Origin of the sequence: Pseudomonas prosekii (assembly GCF_900105155.1) — a bacterium.
GTDB classification, from domain to species: Bacteria; Pseudomonadota; Gammaproteobacteria; order Pseudomonadales; family Pseudomonadaceae; genus Aquipseudomonas; species Aquipseudomonas prosekii.
The window spans coordinates 1,861,428-1,881,374 of sequence record NZ_LT629762.1 but is presented as its reverse complement, the minus strand read 5'-3'; the positions used below and the strand labels follow the sequence as shown (position 1 = coordinate 1,881,374).

At 57.7% G+C, this 19,947-nt stretch carries 17 protein-coding genes and 2 tRNA genes; 18 read left to right on the top strand and 1 reads right to left on the bottom strand.

All coding sequences use genetic code 11. From position 1 onward, the window contains the following. The first annotated feature begins 60 nt into the window (after positions 1-60). The 3 genes from carB to BLU01_RS08715 are packed head-to-tail and all read left to right on the top strand — an operon-like array spanning position 61 to position 4,188. The gene (carB, locus tag BLU01_RS08725) at positions 61-3,282 is read left to right on the top strand and encodes a carbamoyl-phosphate synthase large subunit (protein ID WP_092273502.1); all 3,222 of its coding nucleotides are present in this window, start codon (positions 61-63) and stop codon (positions 3,280-3,282) included. Then, positions 3,279-3,755 (top strand): transcription elongation factor GreA, encoded by a 477-nt coding sequence (gene greA, locus BLU01_RS08720; RefSeq protein ID WP_092273499.1) that lies wholly within the window; start codon positions 3,279-3,281, stop codon positions 3,753-3,755. Before carB ends, greA begins: the two co-directional genes overlap by 4 nt. 28 nt (positions 3,756-3,783) lie before the next feature. Further along, positions 3,784-4,188, top strand: a complete 405-nt coding sequence (locus BLU01_RS08715; protein ID WP_092273496.1) for an MFS transporter — start codon at positions 3,784-3,786, stop codon at positions 4,186-4,188. Between the two features lie 9 nt (positions 4,189-4,197). Here the strand turns inward: BLU01_RS08715 and BLU01_RS08710 are convergent, their stop codons facing one another. Then, on the bottom strand, positions 4,198-4,506 hold the full coding sequence (locus BLU01_RS08710; RefSeq protein ID WP_008005472.1) for a YhbY family RNA-binding protein: 309 nt from the start codon (positions 4,504-4,506) through the stop codon (positions 4,198-4,200). 105 nt (positions 4,507-4,611) lie between these two features. Here BLU01_RS08710 and rlmE point away from each other — a divergent pair, with 105 nt between their 5' ends. From rlmE to pnp, 15 genes are all read left to right on the top strand, one after another. After that, complete coding sequence (gene rlmE, locus BLU01_RS08705; protein WP_092273493.1) at positions 4,612-5,241, top strand: 23S rRNA (uridine(2552)-2'-O)-methyltransferase RlmE; 630 nt, start codon at positions 4,612-4,614, stop codon at positions 5,239-5,241. Positions 5,242-5,443: 202 nt separating this feature from the next. Further along, complete coding sequence (ftsH, locus tag BLU01_RS08700) at positions 5,444-7,357, top strand: ATP-dependent zinc metalloprotease FtsH (RefSeq protein ID WP_092273490.1); 1,914 nt, start codon at positions 5,444-5,446, stop codon at positions 7,355-7,357. 8 nt (positions 7,358-7,365) lie between these two features. Then, a complete protein-coding gene (gene folP, locus BLU01_RS08695) occupies positions 7,366-8,217 on the top strand; it encodes a dihydropteroate synthase (protein WP_092273487.1) in 852 nt (283 codons plus the stop codon). Positions 8,218-8,233: 16 nt separating this feature from the next. Next, positions 8,234-9,571, top strand: a complete 1,338-nt coding sequence (gene glmM, locus BLU01_RS08690; protein ID WP_092273484.1) for a phosphoglucosamine mutase — start codon at positions 8,234-8,236, stop codon at positions 9,569-9,571. 66 nt (positions 9,572-9,637) lie between these two features. Beyond that, positions 9,638-10,393, top strand: coding sequence for a triose-phosphate isomerase (gene tpiA, locus BLU01_RS08685; protein ID WP_092273481.1), 756 nt, complete (start codon positions 9,638-9,640; stop codon positions 10,391-10,393). A gap of 4 nt (positions 10,394-10,397) precedes the next feature. Beyond that, positions 10,398-10,781, top strand: coding sequence for a preprotein translocase subunit SecG (gene secG / locus BLU01_RS08680; RefSeq protein ID WP_060541200.1), 384 nt, complete (start codon positions 10,398-10,400; stop codon positions 10,779-10,781). 25 nt (positions 10,782-10,806) lie between these two features. After that, positions 10,807-10,892: transfer RNA gene (locus tag BLU01_RS08675), tRNA-Leu, on the top strand. A 96-nt stretch (positions 10,893-10,988) separates the two neighbouring features. Then, positions 10,989-11,065 (top strand) — tRNA-Met (locus BLU01_RS08670). 138 nt (positions 11,066-11,203) lie between these two features. Beyond that, positions 11,204-11,662: a ribosome maturation factor RimP gene (rimP, locus tag BLU01_RS08665; RefSeq protein ID WP_149088505.1), complete on the top strand. Its 459-nt coding sequence runs from the start codon at positions 11,204-11,206 to the stop codon at positions 11,660-11,662. Positions 11,663-11,709: 47 nt separating this feature from the next. Beyond that, positions 11,710-13,191 carry a transcription termination factor NusA gene (gene nusA, locus BLU01_RS08660; RefSeq protein ID WP_092273475.1) on the top strand — a complete coding sequence of 494 codons (1,482 nt, stop codon included), beginning with the start codon at positions 11,710-11,712 and terminating at the stop codon, positions 13,189-13,191. A gap of 27 nt (positions 13,192-13,218) precedes the next feature. Beyond that, positions 13,219-15,744, top strand: a complete 2,526-nt coding sequence (gene infB, locus BLU01_RS08655; RefSeq protein WP_092273472.1) for a translation initiation factor IF-2 — start codon at positions 13,219-13,221, stop codon at positions 15,742-15,744. A 159-nt stretch (positions 15,745-15,903) separates the two neighbouring features. After that, the gene (rbfA, locus tag BLU01_RS08650) at positions 15,904-16,305 is read left to right on the top strand and encodes a 30S ribosome-binding factor RbfA (RefSeq protein WP_030128077.1); all 402 of its coding nucleotides are present in this window, start codon (positions 15,904-15,906) and stop codon (positions 16,303-16,305) included. A 3-nt stretch (positions 16,306-16,308) separates the two neighbouring features. Continuing rightward, positions 16,309-17,226 carry a tRNA pseudouridine(55) synthase TruB gene (truB, locus tag BLU01_RS08645; protein WP_054616162.1) on the top strand — a complete coding sequence of 306 codons (918 nt, stop codon included), beginning with the start codon at positions 16,309-16,311 and terminating at the stop codon, positions 17,224-17,226. A gap of 142 nt (positions 17,227-17,368) precedes the next feature. Next, on the top strand, positions 17,369-17,638 hold the full coding sequence (rpsO, locus tag BLU01_RS08640) for a 30S ribosomal protein S15 (protein ID WP_003176135.1): 270 nt from the start codon (positions 17,369-17,371) through the stop codon (positions 17,636-17,638). 194 nt (positions 17,639-17,832) lie between these two features. Then, positions 17,833-19,938 (top strand): polyribonucleotide nucleotidyltransferase, encoded by a 2,106-nt coding sequence (pnp, locus tag BLU01_RS08635; protein WP_092273469.1) that lies wholly within the window; start codon positions 17,833-17,835, stop codon positions 19,936-19,938. Positions 19,939-19,947 lie beyond the last annotated feature (9 nt).

Genomic DNA, 19,947 nt, shown 5'->3' with positions numbered 1-19,947 from the left:
GGCTTCACAGATTGAACAAGACGGCTTGCCGACTGACCTGCGGATTTGAGTGACAAACCCATGCCAAAACGTACAGACATAAAAAGCATTTTGATTCTCGGCGCTGGCCCGATCGTGATCGGCCAGGCCTGCGAATTCGACTACTCCGGCGCCCAGGCCTGCAAAGCCCTGCGCGAGGAGGGTTACCGCGTCATCCTGGTGAACTCCAACCCAGCGACCATCATGACCGACCCGGACATGGCCGACGCGACCTACATCGAGCCGATCAAATGGCAGACCGTTGCCAAGATCATCGAGAAAGAGCGTCCGGACGCGCTGCTGCCGACCATGGGTGGCCAGACCGCGCTGAACTGCGCACTGGATCTGGAGCGCGAAGGCGTTCTGGAGAAGTTCGGCGTAGAGATGATCGGCGCCAATGCCGACACCATCGACAAGGCTGAAGACCGTTCGCGCTTCGACAAGGCAATGAAGTCGATCGGCCTCGATTGCCCGCGTTCCGGCATCGCTCACACCATGGAAGAGGCCAACGCGGTACTCGAGAAGCTGGGCTTCCCGTGCATCATCCGTCCGTCCTTCACCATGGGCGGCACCGGCGGCGGTATCGCTTACAACCGCGAAGAGTTCGAAGAAATCTGCGCCCGTGGTCTCGACCTGTCGCCGACCAAAGAGCTGCTGATCGACGAATCCCTGATCGGCTGGAAAGAATACGAGATGGAGGTTGTCCGCGATAAGAAGGACAACTGCATCATCGTCTGCTCCATCGAAAACTTTGACCCGATGGGCGTGCACACCGGTGACTCGATCACTGTGGCGCCAGCACAGACCCTGACGGACAAGGAATACCAGATCATGCGTAACGCCTCGTTGGCGGTATTGCGTGAAATCGGCGTGGAAACCGGCGGCTCCAACGTCCAGTTCGGCATCTGCCCGGACACTGGTCGCATGGTCGTCATCGAGATGAACCCGCGTGTTTCCCGCTCTTCGGCGCTGGCCTCGAAAGCCACTGGTTTCCCGATTGCGCGTATCGCTGCCAAATTGGCGATCGGCTACACGCTGGACGAATTGCAGAACGAAATCACCGGCGGCGCTATGCCGGCGTCTTTCGAGCCGTCGATCGACTACGTCGTCACCAAGCTGCCACGCTTCGCCTTCGAGAAATTCCCGAAAGCCGATGCACGCCTGACCACGCAAATGAAGTCGGTCGGTGAAGTCATGGCCATCGGCCGGACTTTCCAGGAATCCCTGCAGAAAGCCCTGCGCGGCCTGGAAGTGGGCGTTTGCGGTCTGGACGAGAAGCTCGACCTGAGCAACCCGGAAAGCATGAGCGTGCTTAAGCGCGAACTCACTGTGCCGGGCGCCGAGCGTATCTGGTACGTGGCTGACGCCTTCCGCGCCGGCCTGTCGGTCGAAGACATCTTCGGCATGAACATGATCGATCCGTGGTTCCTGGTGCAGATCGAAGATCTGATCAAGGAAGAAGAGAAGGTCAAGACCCTAGGTCTGGCCAGCATCGACCGCGACATGATGTTCAAGCTCAAGCGCAAGGGCTTCTCCGACATGCGTCTGGCCAAGCTGCTGGGTGTGACCGAGAAAAACCTGCGTCGCCACCGTCACAAGCTGGAAATCTTCCCGGTCTACAAGCGCGTTGACACCTGCGCGGCCGAGTTCGCCACCGACACCGCCTACATGTACTCGACTTACGAGGAAGAGTGCGAAGCTGCGCCGTCGGGCCGCGACAAGATCATCATCCTCGGCGGCGGTCCAAACCGTATCGGCCAAGGCATCGAGTTCGACTACTGCTGCGTTCACGCGGCACTGGCGCTGCGCGAAGACGGGTACGAGACCATCATGGTCAACTGCAACCCGGAAACCGTTTCGACCGATTACGACACCTCTGATCGCCTGTACTTCGAACCAGTGACCCTGGAAGACGTGCTGGAAATCTGCCGCGTCGAGAAGCCAAAAGGCGTGATCGTCCAGTACGGCGGCCAGACCCCGCTGAAACTGGCTCGCGCTCTGGAAGAGGCCGGCGTGCCAATCATCGGCACCAGCCCTGATGCGATCGACCGTGCCGAAGACCGCGAGCGCTTCCAGCAAATGGTTGAGCGCCTGAACCTGCGTCAGCCGCCTAACGCCACCGTGCGCAGCGAAGACGAAGCGATTCGTGCTGCTGCCAAGATCGGTTACCCGCTGGTGGTTCGTCCGTCCTACGTACTGGGCGGCCGTGCGATGGAAATCGTTTACGAAGAAGAAGAGCTGAAGCGCTACCTGCGTGACGCGGTGAAAGTGTCCAACGACAGCCCGGTGCTGCTCGACCACTTCCTCAACTGCGCCATCGAAATGGACGTGGATGCGGTTTGCGACGGCACTGATGTGGTGATCGGCGCAATCATGCAGCACATCGAGCAGGCCGGCGTTCACTCCGGTGACTCCGCGTGCTCCCTGCCGCCGTACTCGCTGCCTGGGCATATCCAGGACGAGATGCGCGAGCAGGTGAAGAAAATGGCTCTGGAACTGGGCGTTGTCGGCCTGATGAACGTGCAGTTGGCGCTGCAGGGCGAAGACATCTACGTCATCGAAGTCAACCCGCGCGCTTCCCGGACCGTACCGTTCGTGTCCAAGTGCATCGGGGTTTCCCTGGCAATGATCGCGGCACGCGTAATGGCCGGTAAGACTCTGAAAGAAATCGGCTTCACCGAGGAAATCATCCCGAACTTCTACAGCGTGAAAGAGGCGGTGTTCCCGTTCGCCAAATTCCCTGGCGTGGACCCGATCCTCGGCCCAGAGATGAAGTCCACCGGTGAAGTGATGGGCGTCGGCGACACCTTCGGCGAAGCGTTCGCCAAGGCGCAGATGGGCGCCAGCGAAGTGCTGCCGACCGGCGGCACCGCATTCATCAGCGTACGCGACGACGACAAGCCACTGGTTGCAGGTGTGGCGCGTGATCTGATCAACTTGGGCTTCGAAGTGGTCGCGACTGCCGGCACTGCCAAGCTGATCGAAGCCGCAGGCCTGAAAGTGCGCCGCGTGAACAAGGTGACCGAGGGTCGTCCGCACGTGGTCGACATGATCAAGAATGACGAAGTCACGCTGATCATCAACACCACCGAAGGTCGTCAGTCGATCGCTGATTCCTACTCCATTCGTCGTAACGCCTTGCAGCACAAGATTTACTGCACCACTACCATTGCTGCTGGCGAAGCCATCTGCGAAGCGTTGAAGTTCGGTCCCGAGAAGACTGTGCGCCGCTTGCAGGACCTACACGCAGGATTGAAGGCATGATCAAGTACCCAATGACTGTCCAGGGCGCGAAAGCCCTGGAAGAAGAACACACGCACCTGACCAAGGTTGTCCGTCCCAGGCTCAGCCAGGACATCGGCACGGCTCGCGAGTTGGGCGACTTGAAGGAAAACGCCGAGTATCACGCTGCCCGCGAGCAGCAGGGTATGGTCGAGGCGCGGATTCGTGACATCGAAGGCCGGATTCAGAATCAGGTCATCATTGATGTCACGACCATTCCTCACACCGGCAAAGTGATTTTCGGCACCACCGTTGAAATCGCCAACGTCGAGACAGACGAGCGCGTGACTTACCACATCGTCGGTGAAGACGAGGCTGACTTCAAAAAGGGCAAGATTTCGGTGGGTTCGCCACTGGCTCGCGCCCTGATCGCCAAGGAAGAAGGTGATGTGGTCGCGGTGAAAACGCCGGGTGGCGTTATCGAGTACGAGATTGTCGAAGTCCGCCACATCTGAAAACAGGCGCCCGCTCCGTGCGGGCGCCATGCTTTGGCAGCTGGCCCAGATGTTGTGGGTTGGTGGCCTGTGGCTGCTGTACCTCGGTCTGCTGCCGGTGCTGGGCAAAATTGGCCTGGCACCGCTGCTGATCGATGAAATTCGAGGCGCGCTGGATGCGCTGATGGTGGGTTTCGCCACAGCGTGTGTGATATTTCAGGCTTTGGTGCTGATTCAGGCCGAGGGCCTTGTCAGTCTATGGCGGGATATTCGCGGGCAACTGCTGCTGATGGCGCTTTATGCGTGTGCGATGTTTTGTATCGTGCGCCTGAACTGGCCGGATGCGGTGCGCTGGGAAGCGTTCAGTTTTCTGGTGCTGGGTTTTTCCGGGCTAGTGCTGGTGTTGCAACCAGTGCCTGGATGGAGCGGCAGGGTGCGCGAAGCACACCCTTGACCCTTGCCATCACTTGAAGCGATGGACGTTCGACAGTTGCTTGTTGACGCTGAAGTTCTTGCGGTAAATCAGTGCCATCTTGCCGATGACCTGAACCAGGTCCGCTTTGCCGACCTTGCACAGTTCTGCAATGTTCGCCAGGCGCGACTCGCGATCGAGAATGTTGAGCTTGATTTTAATCAGCTCGTGATCCGCCAATGCGCGTTCAAGTTCGGCTAACACACCTTCAGTCAAACCGTTGTCGGCCACAGTCAAAACTGGTTTCAGATGGTGGCCAATGGATTTGTACTGTTTCTTCTGCTCTTGAGTGAGCGGCATAATCTGACCCCTGCGTCTGATCTTGTAAAAAGCGGCGGCCAGTTTACCCGAGCGAGTCCGGGACCGCCCAGTTAATCACGACCCGTTTTATTTTCGAGGTGGCCCGTGGCCCGTTCCAAGACAAGCCTTAAATGGCTGCAAAGACATGTCAATGATCCCTATGTGAAGCAGGCGCAGAAGGATGGTTATCGCTCGCGTGCGAGTTACAAGCTTCTGGAGGTCCAGGAGAAATACAAACTGATCCGTCCGGGTATGAGCGTTGTCGATCTGGGAGCGGCGCCCGGCGGCTGGTCGCAGGTCACAAGTCGACTGATCGGTGGTCAGGGGCGTCTGATCGCCTCGGACATCCTGGAAATGGACAGCATTCCGGACGTGACTTTCATCCAAGGTGATTTCACCCAGGACGAAGTGCTCGCGCAGATCCTGGAAGCCGTGGGTAATTCGCAGGTGGACCTTGTGATTTCCGATATGGCCCCCAATATGAGTGGTACGCCTGAAGTAGATATGCCAAAAGCCATGTTTCTATGTGAACTGGCGCTTGATCTGGCGACTCGGATACTCAAGACGGGTGGCAATTTCGTGATCAAGGTGTTTCAGGGCGAAGGGTTTGATGCTTATGTGAAGGACGCTCGTCGGAAATTCGACAAGGTCCAGATGATCAAGCCGGACTCTTCCCGTGGCAGTTCCCGCGAGCAATACATGCTGGCTTGGGGCTACCGCGGCAGCAGTGAGTAAGTCGAGGTTTATGAGCAGGTCGATAGGTTTTTCATATTTCGTCCTGCGGGCAATAGCGAATATTGTGTAGAAAGTGTTTCACAAAGGGTTACAGACGGCGCCTGCCAGAGCCGTTCGTAATGTAGTAAGTTAGGCCGGTGAATATCATGCGAAGCGCGCGCCAGTAGCGGAGCTTGCTTCAGAGGGTAGTTAATTGAACGATATGGCAAAGAATCTGATCCTGTGGTTGATCATCGCGGCAGTCCTCGTGACTGTGATGAACAACTTCTCCAGCCCTAACGAGCCGCAGACCCTCAACTATTCCGACTTCATCCAGCAGGTCAAGGATGGCAAGGTCGAGCGCGTAGCGGTTGATGGCTATGTAATTACCGGCAAGCGCAATGATGGCGACAGCTTCAAGACCATTCGTCCGGCAATCCAGGACAATGGCCTGATCGGCGACCTCGTGGACAACCACGTTGTAGTCGAAGGCAAGCAGCCAGAACAGCAAAGCATCTGGACTCAACTCCTGGTCGCAAGCTTCCCGATCCTGGTGATCATCGCCGTCTTCATGTTCTTCATGCGGCAGATGCAGGGCGGTGCCGGTGGCAAGGGCGGGCCGATGAGCTTCGGCAAGAGCAAGGCGCGCCTGCTCTCCGAAGATCAGGTAAAAACTACTTTGGGTGACGTCGCCGGTTGCGACGAAGCCAAAGAAGAAGTTGGCGAACTGGTCGAGTTCCTGCGCGATCCGGGCAAGTTCCAGCGTCTGGGTGGCCGCATTCCTCGCGGTGTGCTGATGGTTGGTCCTCCGGGTACCGGTAAAACCTTGCTCGCCAAGGCAATTGCCGGCGAAGCGAAAGTGCCGTTCTTCACCATCTCCGGTTCTGATTTCGTTGAAATGTTCGTCGGTGTCGGCGCGAGCCGCGTCCGCGACATGTTCGAGCAAGCCAAAAAGCACGCACCTTGCATCATCTTCATCGATGAAATCGACGCTGTCGGCCGTCATCGTGGCGCTGGCATGGGCGGCGGTCACGATGAGCGTGAGCAGACTCTCAACCAGTTGCTGGTGGAGATGGACGGCTTCGAAATGAATGACGGCATCATCGTCATCGCTGCAACCAACCGTCCGGACGTGCTCGACCCAGCCTTGCTGCGTCCAGGCCGTTTCGACCGTCAGGTTGTCGTGGGGCTGCCTGACATTCGTGGTCGCGAGCAGATCCTCAAGGTTCACATGCGTAAAGTGCCAATGGGTGACGACGTTGCTCCGGCCGTGATCGCTCGTGGTACTCCGGGCTTCTCCGGTGCTGACCTGGCCAACCTGGTCAACGAAGCGTCGTTGTTTGCTGCCCGTACCGGCAAGCGCATCGTTGAAATGAAAGAGTTCGAACTGGCCAAAGACAAGATCATGATGGGCGCCGAGCGCAAATCGATGGTCATGTCCGAGAAAGAAAAGCAGAACACTGCTTACCACGAGGCTGGCCACGCCATTGTTGGTCGTGTCGTGCCTGAGCATGATCCGGTCTACAAGGTGTCGATCATCCCGCGCGGTCGTGCGCTGGGTGTGACCATGTTCCTCCCGGAAGAAGATCGCTACAGCCTGTCCAAGCGCGCACTGATCAGCCAGATCTGCTCGTTGTACGGTGGCCGTATCGCTGAAGAAATGACCTTGGGCTTTGATGGTGTCACCACGGGTGCATCGAACGACATCATGCGTGCCAGCCAGATTGCACGGAACATGGTGACCAAGTGGGGCCTGTCGGAAAAACTCGGTCCGTTGATGTATGCCGAAGAAGAGGGTGAAGTATTCCTTGGTCGCGGCGGCGGTGGTCAGAGTGCAAGCTTCTCCGGTGAGACAGCCAAGCTGATCGACTCCGAAGTGCGCAGCATCATTGACCAGTGCTACGGCACGGCCAAACAGATCCTTACGGACAACCGCGACAAGCTCGACGCCATGGCCGACGCGCTGATGAAGTACGAGACGATCGATGCTGATCAGATCGACGACATCATGGCCGGTCGCACGCCGCGCGAGCCGCGTGATTGGTCGGGTGGCGGTGCTGGTCCTACCGGAACGACTCCGGTCGCGCCGGAACCACGTCCGGAAACACCTATCGGCGGCCCAGCTGCTGACGTTTAAGGCTTGAAATGACTTCTGTTCAGTCCCTGACCCGGTTGCCTTGCGGCAACCGGGTTCTTGATTTGGCCCATACGCATGTCATGGGCATTCTCAACGTCACCCCTGATTCCTTTTCCGATGGCGGTCGTTACAGCCAGCTCGATGCTGCGCTGCGGCACGCCGAGGCCATGGTGATGGCCGGTGCGACGCTGATTGATGTCGGTGGCGAATCGACCCGGCCAGGCGCCCGAGCGGTTTCCCCGCTCGAGGAGCTTGAGCGCGTAGCGCCGATCGTCGAACGGATCAATCGTGAGCTGGACGTGATCATCTCGGTTGATACTTCCACGCCGGCAGTCATGCGCGAAACCGCACGACTGGGGGCGGGCTTGATCAATGATGTGCGCTCGTTGCGGCGCGACGGTGCCCTGGATGCAGCGGCGGCCACTGGGCTGCCGGTGTGTCTGATGCATATGCTCGGCGAGCCGGGCGACATGCAGGACAATCCTCATTATCACGACGTGACCAAAGAGGTCGGCGATTTCCTCGCCGAGCGCATGGCGCAGTGCGCTTCGGTGGGAATTCCTGCTGAGCGGATCATCCTCGATCCGGGGTTTGGCTTCGCAAAAAACCTGCAACACAATCTAAGCTTGTTCAAACATATGGAAGCCCTGCATGCCTTGGGGCGGCCCCTGTTGGTCGGGGTTTCGCGAAAGAGCATGATAGGTCTGGCGTTGAATCGCCCGGTTGGGGAGCGTCTTTTTGGCGGCTTGGCACTCGCCGCGCTGGCTTCGGCCAAGGGTGCGCGTATATTGCGCGTCCATGATGTCGCCGAAACCGTCGATGTAGTGCGGATGATCGCCGCAGTGGAATCAGCCGAATAAGAATGATGGAGCACTTATGACTAAGAAATATTTTGGTACCGACGGCATTCGTGGTCGGGTCGGCGAGTATCCGATCACCCCGGACTTCATGCTCAAGCTTGGCTGGGCCGCCGGTATGGCGTTCCGCAAGATGGGGGCGTGCAAGGTTCTGGTAGGCAAGGACACGCGCATCTCCGGGTACATGTTTGAATCGGCGCTGGAGGCCGGGCTGACGTCGGCCGGTGCCGATGTGATGCTGCTGGGCCCGATGCCGACCCCGGCGATCGCTTACCTGACCCGGACTTTTCATGCCGAAGCCGGCATCGTGATCAGTGCCTCGCACAATCCGCACGATGACAACGGCATCAAGTTTTTCTCCGGGAAGGGCACCAAGCTTCCTGATGAAGTCGAGCTGATGATCGAAGAGCTGCTCGACACCCCGATGACCGTGGTCGAGTCGAGCAAGATCGGCAAGGTATCGCGGATCAACGACGCGTCGGGTCGTTACATTGAATTCTGCAAAAGCAGCGTACCGACCGGCACCAATTTCGCCGGTCTGAAAATCGTCATCGACTGCGCCCACGGTGCCACCTACAAAGTGGCACCTAGCGTGTTCCGTGAGTTGGGCGCCGAGGTGGTTGTGCTCTCGGCTCAGCCGAATGGCCTGAACATCAACGACAACTGCGGCTCGACCCACATGGGTCAGCTGCAAGCGGCGGTGTTGGCCGAGCACGCTGACCTGGGTATTGCCTTCGACGGTGATGGCGATCGGGTGCTGATGGTTGATCACACTGGCGCTATCGTCGATGGTGACGAGCTGCTGTTTATCATTGCTCGCGATCTGCATGAGCGTGAAAAACTGCAGGGCGGCGTTGTCGGCACCCTGATGAGCAACCTCGGGCTTGAGCTTGCCCTGGCGGATCTGGCGATTCCTTTCGTGCGCGCCAATGTCGGTGACCGTTACGTGATCGCTGATCTGCTGGAGCGCAATTGGCTGGTCGGTGGCGAGAACTCCGGGCATATCGTTTGCTTCAATCACACGACTACCGGTGACGCGATTATCGCGGCGCTGCAGGTGTTGATGGCGCTCAAGCGTCGTAGCGAAGGACTGGCCCAGGCACGTCAAGCGCTGCGCAAGTGCCCGCAAGTGCTGATCAACGTGCGTTTCGGTGGCGGTGCGAGCCCTCTGGATCACCCGGCGGTCAAGGAAGCCAGCGAGCGCGTTACCCAGGCGATGGCGGGGCGCGGACGCGTGTTGTTGCGCAAGTCCGGGACCGAGCCATTGGTGCGCGTCATGGTCGAAGGCGAGGACGAAACACAGGTTCGTGGTTACGCCGAAGAGCTGGCAAAACTGGTAAGTGAAGTTTCTGCCTGAATTCGGCTTGCCAGCCTTCATTGTGTTGGGTAACATCTGCGCCCACTTTGACCGACGAGGTACAGCATGCGTCGCCCTATGGTAGCTGGTAACTGGAAGATGCACGGTACCCGCGCCAGCGTCGCTGAGCTGATCAACGGGCTGGGTAACCTGGCCTTGCCGAGCGGTGTTGAAGTAGCGGTATTCCCGTCTTTTCTGCATATCAATCAAGTGATTGATGGTTTGGAAGGCAAGTCGATCAAGGTCGGCGCGCAGAACGCTGCGGTGGAATCCAAACAAGGTGCGTTGACCGGTGAAGTTGCACCGAGTCAGCTGGCTGAAGAGGGTTGCTCACTGGTACTTGTGGGCCACTCCGAACGTCGCCAGATCATCGGCGAGAATGATGAAACACTCATTCGCAAGTTCGCAGCAGCGCAGGCATGTGGCTTGATTCCGGTGTTGTGCATAGGGGAAACCCTTGAGCAGCGCGAAGCTGGAAAAACTCTTGAGGTTGTCGGGCGTCAGCTGGGCAGCATCATCGAGGAGCTGGGTGTCGGTGTGTTTGCAAACGCAGTAATTGCTTACGAGCCGGTCTGGGCCATTGGCACCGGGCTGACTGCTTCGCCGCAACAGGCGCAGGATGTGCACGCAGCCATTCGCGCTCAGTTGGCGGTAGAGAATTCTGAAGTCGCGCAAGGTGTGCGGCTTCTATACGGCGGCAGCGTGAAGGCGGCCAATGCGGTCGAACTGTTCGGCATGCCGGATATCGATGGGGGGCTCATTGGTGGAGCTTCCCTGAATGCAGATGAGTTCGGTGCGATTTGTCGCGCCGCGGGAAACTGAAAAAATGCTGGAAACAGTCGTAGTCGTTTTTCATCTGCTGGGTGCATTGGGCGTAGTTGCTCTGGTATTGCTGCAGCAGGGTAAGGGTGCGGACGCTGGCGCGTCTTTCGGAGCAGGTGCTTCAAATACTGTGTTCGGAAGCCAAGGTTCCTCTACCTTTCTTAGTAAGTTTACTGCTATACTTGCCGCCGGTTTCTTCATAACCAGCTTAGGGTTAGGTTACTTTGCTAAAGAGAAAGCTCAAGAGCTGACTCAAGTAGGTTTGCCAAACCCGGCAGTGTTGGAAGTTCCAAAGCAACAACCGGCTTCTGATGATGTCCCGGTGCTTCAAGAGCAAAAGTCGGCTACTCCAGCGACTGACGTACCTCCAGCTCAAGAGCAGAAGTAAGAAGTAGGGTTTCAAACGTAGTATTGCCGAGGTGGTGGAATTGGTAGACACGCAACCTTGAGGTGGTTGTGCCCATAGGGTGTAGGGGTTCGAGTCCCCTTCTCGGTACCAATTATCAGGAGAGCCCGCTGTTGCGGGCTTTCTTGTAGGTGGAAGGTTACATTGACCCTGTCAGGGATCGGTCGTATACTTCCGCCCCAGCTTTGTCGCGGGGTGGAGCAGTCTGGTAGCTCGTCGGGCTCATAACCCGAAGGTCGTCGGTTCAAATCCGGCCCCCGCAACCAGTTTCAGGAGCCCCTTTTAAGGGGCTTTTTGTTAGCTGGACACTTTCAACGCCGCTGTTCGACGGCGTTTCAAGGATGGGCGTTTCGCCCATTTTTTTATTTTGCATAGCATGCACATACATGCACGAGGGGGTTCAGGTGTCGAGCAAGCTAGAAGAGTTGCAGGCCTTGCTGGCCCCGGTGGTCGTGGCCCTAGGCTATGAATGCTGGGGTATTGAGTTTTCGGCTCAAGGTCGCCACTCAATGTTGCGCGTTTATATCGATAAAGAAGGCGGCGTGCTGGTGGACGATTGTGCCATCGTCAGCCGCCAGATCAGCGGTGTCCTGGATGTTGAAGATCCGATCACCGTTGAGTACACCCTTGAAGTTTCCTCGCCTGGCATGGAACGCCCACTGTTCACTATTGAGCAGTTTGCAAAATTTGCCGGTGAACAAGTGAAGATCAAGCTGCGCTCGCCTTTCGAAGGCCGACGCAACTTTCAGGGCCTTCTGCGCGGTGTAGAAGAGCAGGATGTCGTGGTGCAGGTTGAAGACCACGAGTTTCTGTTGCCGATCGATATGATCGACAAGGCCAACATTATTCCCAGTTTTGACTGAGACGCGGATCCCGCGGATCCAATGGCTTGCGAAAGGCGAGGCGTACGATGAGCAAAGAAGTACTGCTGGTTGTTGAGTCGGTATCCAATGAAAAGGGCGTACCGGCAAACGTAATTTTTGAAGCGCTGGAGCTGGCTCTGGCCACTGCTACCAAAAAACGTTTCGAAGACGAAGTCGATCTGCGTGTGGAAATCAATCGCCACACCGGTGCTTACGAGACATTCCGTCGTTGGACGGTCGTCGAAGAAGCAGATCTTGACGATCCGGCCATCGAAACCTGGCCGAGCAAGGTTGCAGAAACGCATCCTGGTGCTCAGGTCGGTGAGGTAGTCGAAGAAAAAATCGAATCCATCGAGTTCGGCCGTATTGCTGCACAGACTGCCAAGCAAGTCATTGTGCAAAAAGTACGCGAAGCCGAGCGCGCACAAGTTGTCGACGCTTACCGCGAACGCCTGGGTGAAATCATCTCCGGCACCGTGAAGAAAGTGACTCGCGACAACGTGATCGTCGATCTGGGCAACAACGCTGAAGCGTTGCTGGCTCGTGAAGACATCATTTCGCGCGAAACCTTCCGTGTCGGCGTGCGTTTGCGCGCGCTGCTCAAGGAAATCCGCACCGAGAACCGCGGCCCGCAGCTGATCCTGTCGCGTACCGCGCCGGAAATGCTGATCGAGTTGTTCCGCATCGAAGTGCCGGAAATCGCTGAAGGCCTGATCGAAGTAATGGCTGCCTCCCGTGACCCGGGTTCGCGTGCCAAGATCGCTGTCCGTTCCAAGGACAAACGCATCGACCCGCAAGGCGCTTGCATTGGTATGCGCGGTTCGCGCGTCCAGGCAGTGTCGGGCGAGTTGGGCGGTGAACGTGTCGACATCGTCCTGTGGGACGATAACCCGGCGCAGTTCGTGATCAATGCAATGTCGCCGGCTGAAGTGGCGGCAATTATCGTTGACGAAGATGCCCATGCAATGGACATCGCCGTTGGCGCAGACAATCTTGCTCAGGCCATCGGTCGCGGTGGTCAGAACGTGCGTCTGGCTAGCCAGTTGACTGGCTGGACCCTGAACGTGATGACCGAATCGGACATCCAGGCTAAGCAGCAAGCAGAAACCGGCGACATCCTGCGCAACTTCATCGACGAGCTGGAAGTCGACGAAGATCTGGCACAGGTGCTGGTAGATGAAGGCTTCACCAGCCTGGAAGAGATTGCCTACGTACCGTTGGAAGAAATGCTCAACATCGACGGCTTTGACGAAGAAACCGTCAACGAGCTTCGCGCTCGCGCCAAGGATCGTTTGTTGACCAAAGCCATCGCTACTGAGGAAAAGCTGGCAGACGCCCATCCGGCCGAAGACCTGCTCTCGCTTGAGGGTATGGACAAGGATTTGGCGATGGAACTGGCGGTGCGCGGCGTAATTACCCGCGAAGACCTGGCCGAGCAGTCTATTGACGACCTGCTCGACATCGACGGCATTGACGATGATCGTGCCGGCAAGTTGATCATGGCCGCCCGAGCCCACTGGTTCGAGTAATTAGGCGCGGCCTGAGGAGAGAAGTGCATGACGCAAGTCACGGTGAAACAACTGGCCGATGAGGTCAAAACACCGGTAGAGCGCCTGTTGCAGCAGATGCGTGAGGCAGGTCTGCCGCACACCGCCGCCGAAGAACATGTGACTGACAGTGAGAAGCAATCTTTGCTGACTCACTTGAAAAGCAGTCACAAGGCGAAAGTGGAAGAACCACGCAAGATTACACTGCAGCGTAAAACCACCAGCACCCTGCGTGTTGCTGGTAGTAAAAGCATCAGCGTTGAAGTCCGTAAGAAGAAAGTTTTCGTACAACGCAGCCCGGAAGAAATCGAAGCCGAGCGCAAACGTGAACTGGATGAACGTCGCGCAGTAGACAATGCTGCTCGTCAGAAGGCTGAAGAAGAAGCCAAGCGTCGCGCCGAAGAAGAAGCACGTCGCCAGCCTGCAACCGCGCAAAACGCTACTAACGATGCTGTCGCAGCGCCTGCTGCGGCCGCCGAACCTGTTCGCGAAAGCGCTCCGGTTCCGGCTGCTGCACCGGCTCCTTCTGCCGACCGTAAGCCGAACGATCAGCGTCGTCCGGACAAACCACGCGCTGACGATAACAATCGTCGTAGCGGCGGTGGCGATGGCGAGCGCAAAAACGCTCCGCATCGTGCTTCGGTCAAAGAAAAAGCGCCTGCTCCACGTGTTGCGCCACGCACTACCGACGAAGAAAGCGATGGCTTCCGTCGTGGTGGTCGCGGCAAGGCCAAGCTGAAGAAGCGCAACGCTCACGGTTTCCAGAGCCCAACCGGCCCTGTCGTGCGTGATGTGCAGATCGGCGAGACCATCACTGTTGGCGATCTCGCCCAGCAGATGTCGGTCAAGGCTGCTGAAATCATCAAGTTCATGTTCAAACTGGGTACTCCAGCGACCATCAACCAGGTGCTTGATCAGGAAACTGCTCAACTGGTAGCCGAAGAACTGGGCCACAAAGTGACCCTGGTCAGCGACACCGCCCTGGAAGATTCCCTGGCCGAGTCCCTGAAGTTTGAAGGCGAGACGTTCTCCCGCGCGCCAGTTGTGACCGTAATGGGCCACGTTGACCACGGTAAAACCTCGCTGCTCGACTATATCCGTCGTGCCAAGGTAGCTGCAGGCGAAGCCGGCGGTATCACCCAGCACATCGGTGCGTACCACGTTGAAACCGAACGCGGCATGGTCACCTTCCTCGACACCCCGGGTCACGCCGCGTTTACCGCAATGCGTGCCCGTGGTGCCAAGGCGACCGACATCGTGATCCTGGTAGTTGCAGCGGACGACGGCGTAATGCCGCAGACCATTGAAGCTGTCCAGCACGCCAAGGCTGCCGGTGTTCCTCTGGTAGTTGCCGTGAACAAAATCGACAAGCCGGGCGCCGATCTCGATCGCATTCGTAGCGAACTGTCGGTTCACGGCGTGACCTCGGAAGAGTGGGGCGGCGACACCCCGTTCGTATCGGTTTCGGCGAAAGTCGGTACTGGCGTGGACGAGTTGCTCGAAGCTGTTCTGCTGCAAGCCGAAGTTCTGGAATTGAAGGCGACGCCTTCCGCTCCTGGCCGTGGTGTTGTAGTTGAATCGCGTCTCGACAAGGGCCGTGGCCCGGTGGCTACCGTTCTGGTTCAAGACGGTACCCTGCGCCAAGGCGACATGGTTCTGGTCGGTTCGAACTACGGCCGTGTACGTGCCATGCTCGACGAAAACGGCAAGCCAATCAAAGAAGCCGGTCCTTCCATCCCTGTCGAGATCCTCGGCCTGGACGGTACTCCGGACGCTGGCGACGAGATGAGCGTGCTGTCGGACGAGAAGAAAGCCCGTGAAGTGGCTCTGTTCCGTCAAGGCAAGTTCCGCGAAGTCAAACTGGCCCGTGCTCACGCCGGCAAGCTTGAAAACATCTTCGAAAACATGGGCCAGGCAGAGAAGAAGACGCTTAACATCGTCCTCAAATCTGACGTCCGTGGTTCGCTGGAAGCGTTGAACGGCGCCTTGAATGGCCTAGGTAACGACGAAGTGCAAGTGCGTGTTGTCGGTGGCGGTGTCGGTGGTATCACCGAATCCGACGCCAACCTGGCACTGGCTTCCAACGCTGTACTGTTCGGCTTCAACGTGCGTGCCGATGCTGGCGCTCGCAAGATCGTCGAGCAGGAAGGCCTGGATATGCGTTACTACAACGTGATCTACGACATCATCGAAGACGTCAAGAAAGCCCTCACCGGTATGTTGGGCAGCGATGTTCGCGAGAACATCCTGGGTATCGCTGAAGTGCGTGACGTGTTCCGCTCGCCGAAGTTTGGCGCGATCGCCGGTTGCATGGTTATCGAAGGTGTTGTTCACCGTAACCGTCCAATCCGTGTACTGCGTGAAGACATCGTTATCTTCGAAGGCGAGCTGGAATCCCTGCGCCGCTTCAAGGATGACGCTTCCGAAGTACGTGCCGGCATGGAATGCGGTATTGGCGTCAAGAGCTACAACGACGTCAAGCCTGGCGACAAGATCGAAGTTTACGAGAAGGTTCAGGTTGCTCGCAGCCTCTAACTCGCGCACTTCAAGGGCCACGATGAGCCGCTGCATGCAAATGCGCGGCACAGCGTCAGGACTCTAAACGCAACGCCCGGTCTGGCTTTTGTCAGGCCGGGCGTTTGCCGCTTTCAGACCCCACGGGTTTCACCGTGAGGCAGTAACAGGTAACAAGACATGGCAAAAGAATACAGCCGTACCCAACGTATCGGCGATCAGATGCAGCGTGAGCTGGCACAGCTGATCCGTCGTGAAGTCAAAGACCCGCGCGTCGGCCTGGTCACCATTACCGCTGTTGAAGTCAGTCGTGACGTCGGTCACGCCAAGATTTTCATCACCGTGATGGGGCAGGACAGCGCCGAAGATATCGCGCAAAGCATCAAGGTGCTCAACTCCGCCGCCGGTTTCCTGCGTATGCAGTTGGCTCGCGAAATGAAGTTGCGCAGCGTTCCGCAGTTGCACTTCCACTACGACGAAAGCGTCGTGCGTGGCGCGCACCTGTCGGCCCTGATCGAGCGTGCGGTGGCTGAAGACAATCAGCACCCGGTAGCGGCTGAACCCGAAGACGCCAAGGAGTAATCGGTGGCTCAGGTCAAACGTATCCGTCGTAACGTCAGCGGCATCATCCTGCTCGACAAACCGTTGGGGTTCACCTCCAACGCGGCGTTGCAGAAGGTTCGCTGGTTGCTGAACGCCGAGAAGGCCGGGCACACCGGCAGTCTCGATCCGCTGGCCACCGGCGTGCTGCCGTTGTGCTTCGGCGAGGCCACCAAGTTTTCGCAGTACCTGCTCGATTCCGACAAGGCCTATGAAACCCTGGCGCAACTGGGCAAGACCACCACCACGGCGGATGCCGAAGGTGAGGTTTTGCAGGAGCGCCCGGTGACCGTTGGTCGCGCCGATGTCGAAGCTGCCTTGCCCGGTTTTCGTGGGCAAATCAGTCAGATACCGCCGATGTACTCGGCGCTCAAGCGTGATGGCCAGCCGCTGTACAAGCTGGCGCGTGCAGGCGAAGTAGTGGAGCGTGAACCGCGTTCTGTTACTATTGCGCGCTTGGAATTGCTGGCCTTTGAGGGTGATACTGCGCGGCTTGCGGTGGATTGCAGCAAAGGCACCTATATCCGCACCCTGGTGGAGGATATTGGTGAGCAACTCGGTTGTGGCGCTTACGTTGCAGAATTGCGACGTACCCAGGCCGGGCCTTTCACGCTGGCGCAGACGGTCACGCTTGAAGAGTTGGAAGCGGTACATGCCGAAGGCGGCAACGAAGCGGTCGACCGCTTCCTGATGCCATCGGACAGCGGCCTGCTGGATTGGCCGTTGTTGCAGTTCTCGGAGCACAGCTCGTTCTACTGGCTTAACGGCCAGCCGGTACGCGCCCCGGATGCACCGAAGTTCGGCATGGTACGGGTACAGGATCACAACGGTCGTTTCATCGGTATCGGTGAAGTGAGCGAAGACGGGCGCATCGCGCCGCGTCGACTGATTCGGTCGGAATGACCGAAACCAGCCTGTGTAACAGCAGGTTGGCGAGGGTGGCTGTTAACAGGCATGGTCACTACTCATTTATAGATACAGGGATTTGTCCCTGGCCTGTTGAAGCTGTTTCTCTGAAACAGTTTCCTGATAAAAGGATTGCCTCATGGCTCTCGACGTTCAAGAAAAAGCTCAAATCGTTGCTGACTACCAGCAAGCTGTTGGTGACACTGGTTCGCCAGAAGTGCAAGTTGCACTGCTGACCCACAACATCAACAAGCTGCAAGGTCACTTCAAGGCCAACGGTAAAGATCACCACTCCCGTCGTGGTCTGATCCGCATGGTAAACCAGCGTCGCAAGCTGCTGGATTACCTGAAAGGCAAGGATCTGGGTCGTTATCAGGCTCTGATCGGTCGCCTGGGTCTGCGTCGCTAATAAGCGATTGCGCTAGAGGTTGGTTGTTTGCTGTGTGTCAGCGGGTTTCCCGCAGGCACATGGCAGGCTCCCAGCCTCAAGTTTTATCTGGATACACGTTTTACCCTGGACAGGCGTTGGGCCGATTCCCGACATTGCCCAAGAATTTCGCAAGAAGACAAGTTCCCCAAGAGCCACAAAGAAGGTAGGACACCGTGAACCCGGTAATCAAAAAATTCCAGTTCGGTCAGTCGACCGTTACCCTCGAGACTGGCCGTATCGCCCGTCAGGCCTCCGGCGCAGTATTGGTCACCGTTGACGACGACGTCAGCGTGTTGGTGACTGTCGTTGGTGCCAAGCAAGCCGATCCAGGCAAAGGCTTTTTCCCTCTTTCCGTTCACTACCAGGAAAAGACTTACGCTGCCGGTAAGATCCCTGGCGGTTTCTTCAAGCGTGAAGGCCGTCCTTCCGAGAAAGAAACCCTGACTTCCCGACTGATCGACCGTCCGATCCGTCCGCTGTTCCCAGAAGGCTTCATGAACGAAGTGCAGGTTGTCTGCACCGTCGTTTCCACCAGCAAAAAGACCGATCCGGACATCGCTGCGATGATCGGTACCTCGGCTGCCCTGGCAATCTCCGGTATTCCTTTCGATGGCCCGATCGGCGCTGCCCGCGTTGCGTTCCACGAAAGCACCGGCTACCTGCTGAACCCGACTTACGAACAACAGAAAGCTTCGAGCCTGGACATGGTCGTTGCCGGTACGTCGGAAGCCGTGTTGATGGTTGAATCGGAAGCCAAAGAGCTGACCGAAGACCAGATGCTGGGCGCGGTACTGTTTGCTCACGACGAGTTCCAGGTGGTGATCAACGCCGTCAAAGAACTGGCCGCTGAAGCTGCCAAGCCAACCTGGACCTGGGCTCCACAGCCAGAAGCTACCGCGCTGCTGGGTGCTATCCGCGCCGAGTTCGGCGACGCAATCTCCCAGGCTTACACCATCACCATCAAGGCCGACCGTTACGCTCGCCTGGGTGAGTTGAAGGATCAGGTCGTCGCCAAGCTGTCCGGTGAAGAAGGCCAACCGACTTCCGCTGAAGTCAAAGCGGCGTTCGGCGAAATCGAATACCGCACCGTTCGCGAGAACATCGTTAACGGCAAGCCACGTATCGACGGTCGCGACACCAAAACTGTCCGTCCTTTGAACATCGAAGTCGGTGTTCTGCCAAAGACCCACGGTTCGGCGCTGTTCACCCGTGGCGAAACTCAGGCTCTGGTCGTTGCAACACTGGGCACCGCCCGTGACGCACAACTGCTGGACACCCTGGAAGGCGAGAAAAAAGACCCGTTCATGCTGCACTACAACTTCCCGCCGTTCTCGGTAGGTGAATGTGGTCGCATGGGTGGCGCTGGTCGTCGCGAAATCGGTCACGGCCGTCTGGCCCGTCGTTCGATTGCTGCCATGCTGCCTGCTGCCGACGTGTTCCCGTACACCATTCGCGTGGTATCGGAAATCACCGAATCCAACGGTTCGAGCTCGATGGCTTCGGTCTGCGGCGCTTCCCTGGCCCTGATGGATGCCGGCGTTCCGATGAAGGCACCGGTTGCCGGTATCGCCATGGGTCTGGTTAAAGAAGGCGAGAAGTTCGCCATCCTGACCGACATCCTCGGCGACGAAGATCACCTCGGCGACATGGACTTCAAAGTAGCCGGTACCGCCAAAGGTGTTACCGCGCTGCAGATGGACATCAAGATCAAAGGCATCACCGAAGAAATCATGGAAATCGCTCTGGGCCAAGCCCTGGACGCGCGCCTGAACATCCTCGGTCAGATGAACCAGATCATTGGTCAGTCCCGTACCGAACTGTCGGAAAATGCTCCGACCATGATCGCGATGAAAATCGACACCGACAAAATCCGTGATGTTATCGGTAAAGGTGGCGCAACCATTCGTGCGATCTGCGAAGAAACCAAAGCTTCGATCGACATCGAAGACGACGGTTCGATCAAGATCTTCGGCGAAACCAAGGAAGCGGCTGAAGCAGCACGTCAGCGCGTTCTGGGCATCACCGCAGAAGCTGAAATCGGCAAGATCTACGTCGGCAAGGTTGAGCGCATCGTCGACTTCGGCGCATTCGTCAACATCCTGCCTGGCAAGGACGGTCTGGTTCACATCTCGATGTTGAGCGATGCTCGCGTTGAGAAAGTGACCGACATCCTGAAAGAAGGCCAGGAAGTAGAAGTACTGGTACTGGACGTGGACAACCGCGGCCGTATCAAGCTGTCGATCAAAGACGTAGCAGCAGCCAAGGCATCGGGCGTTTAATCACCCCCG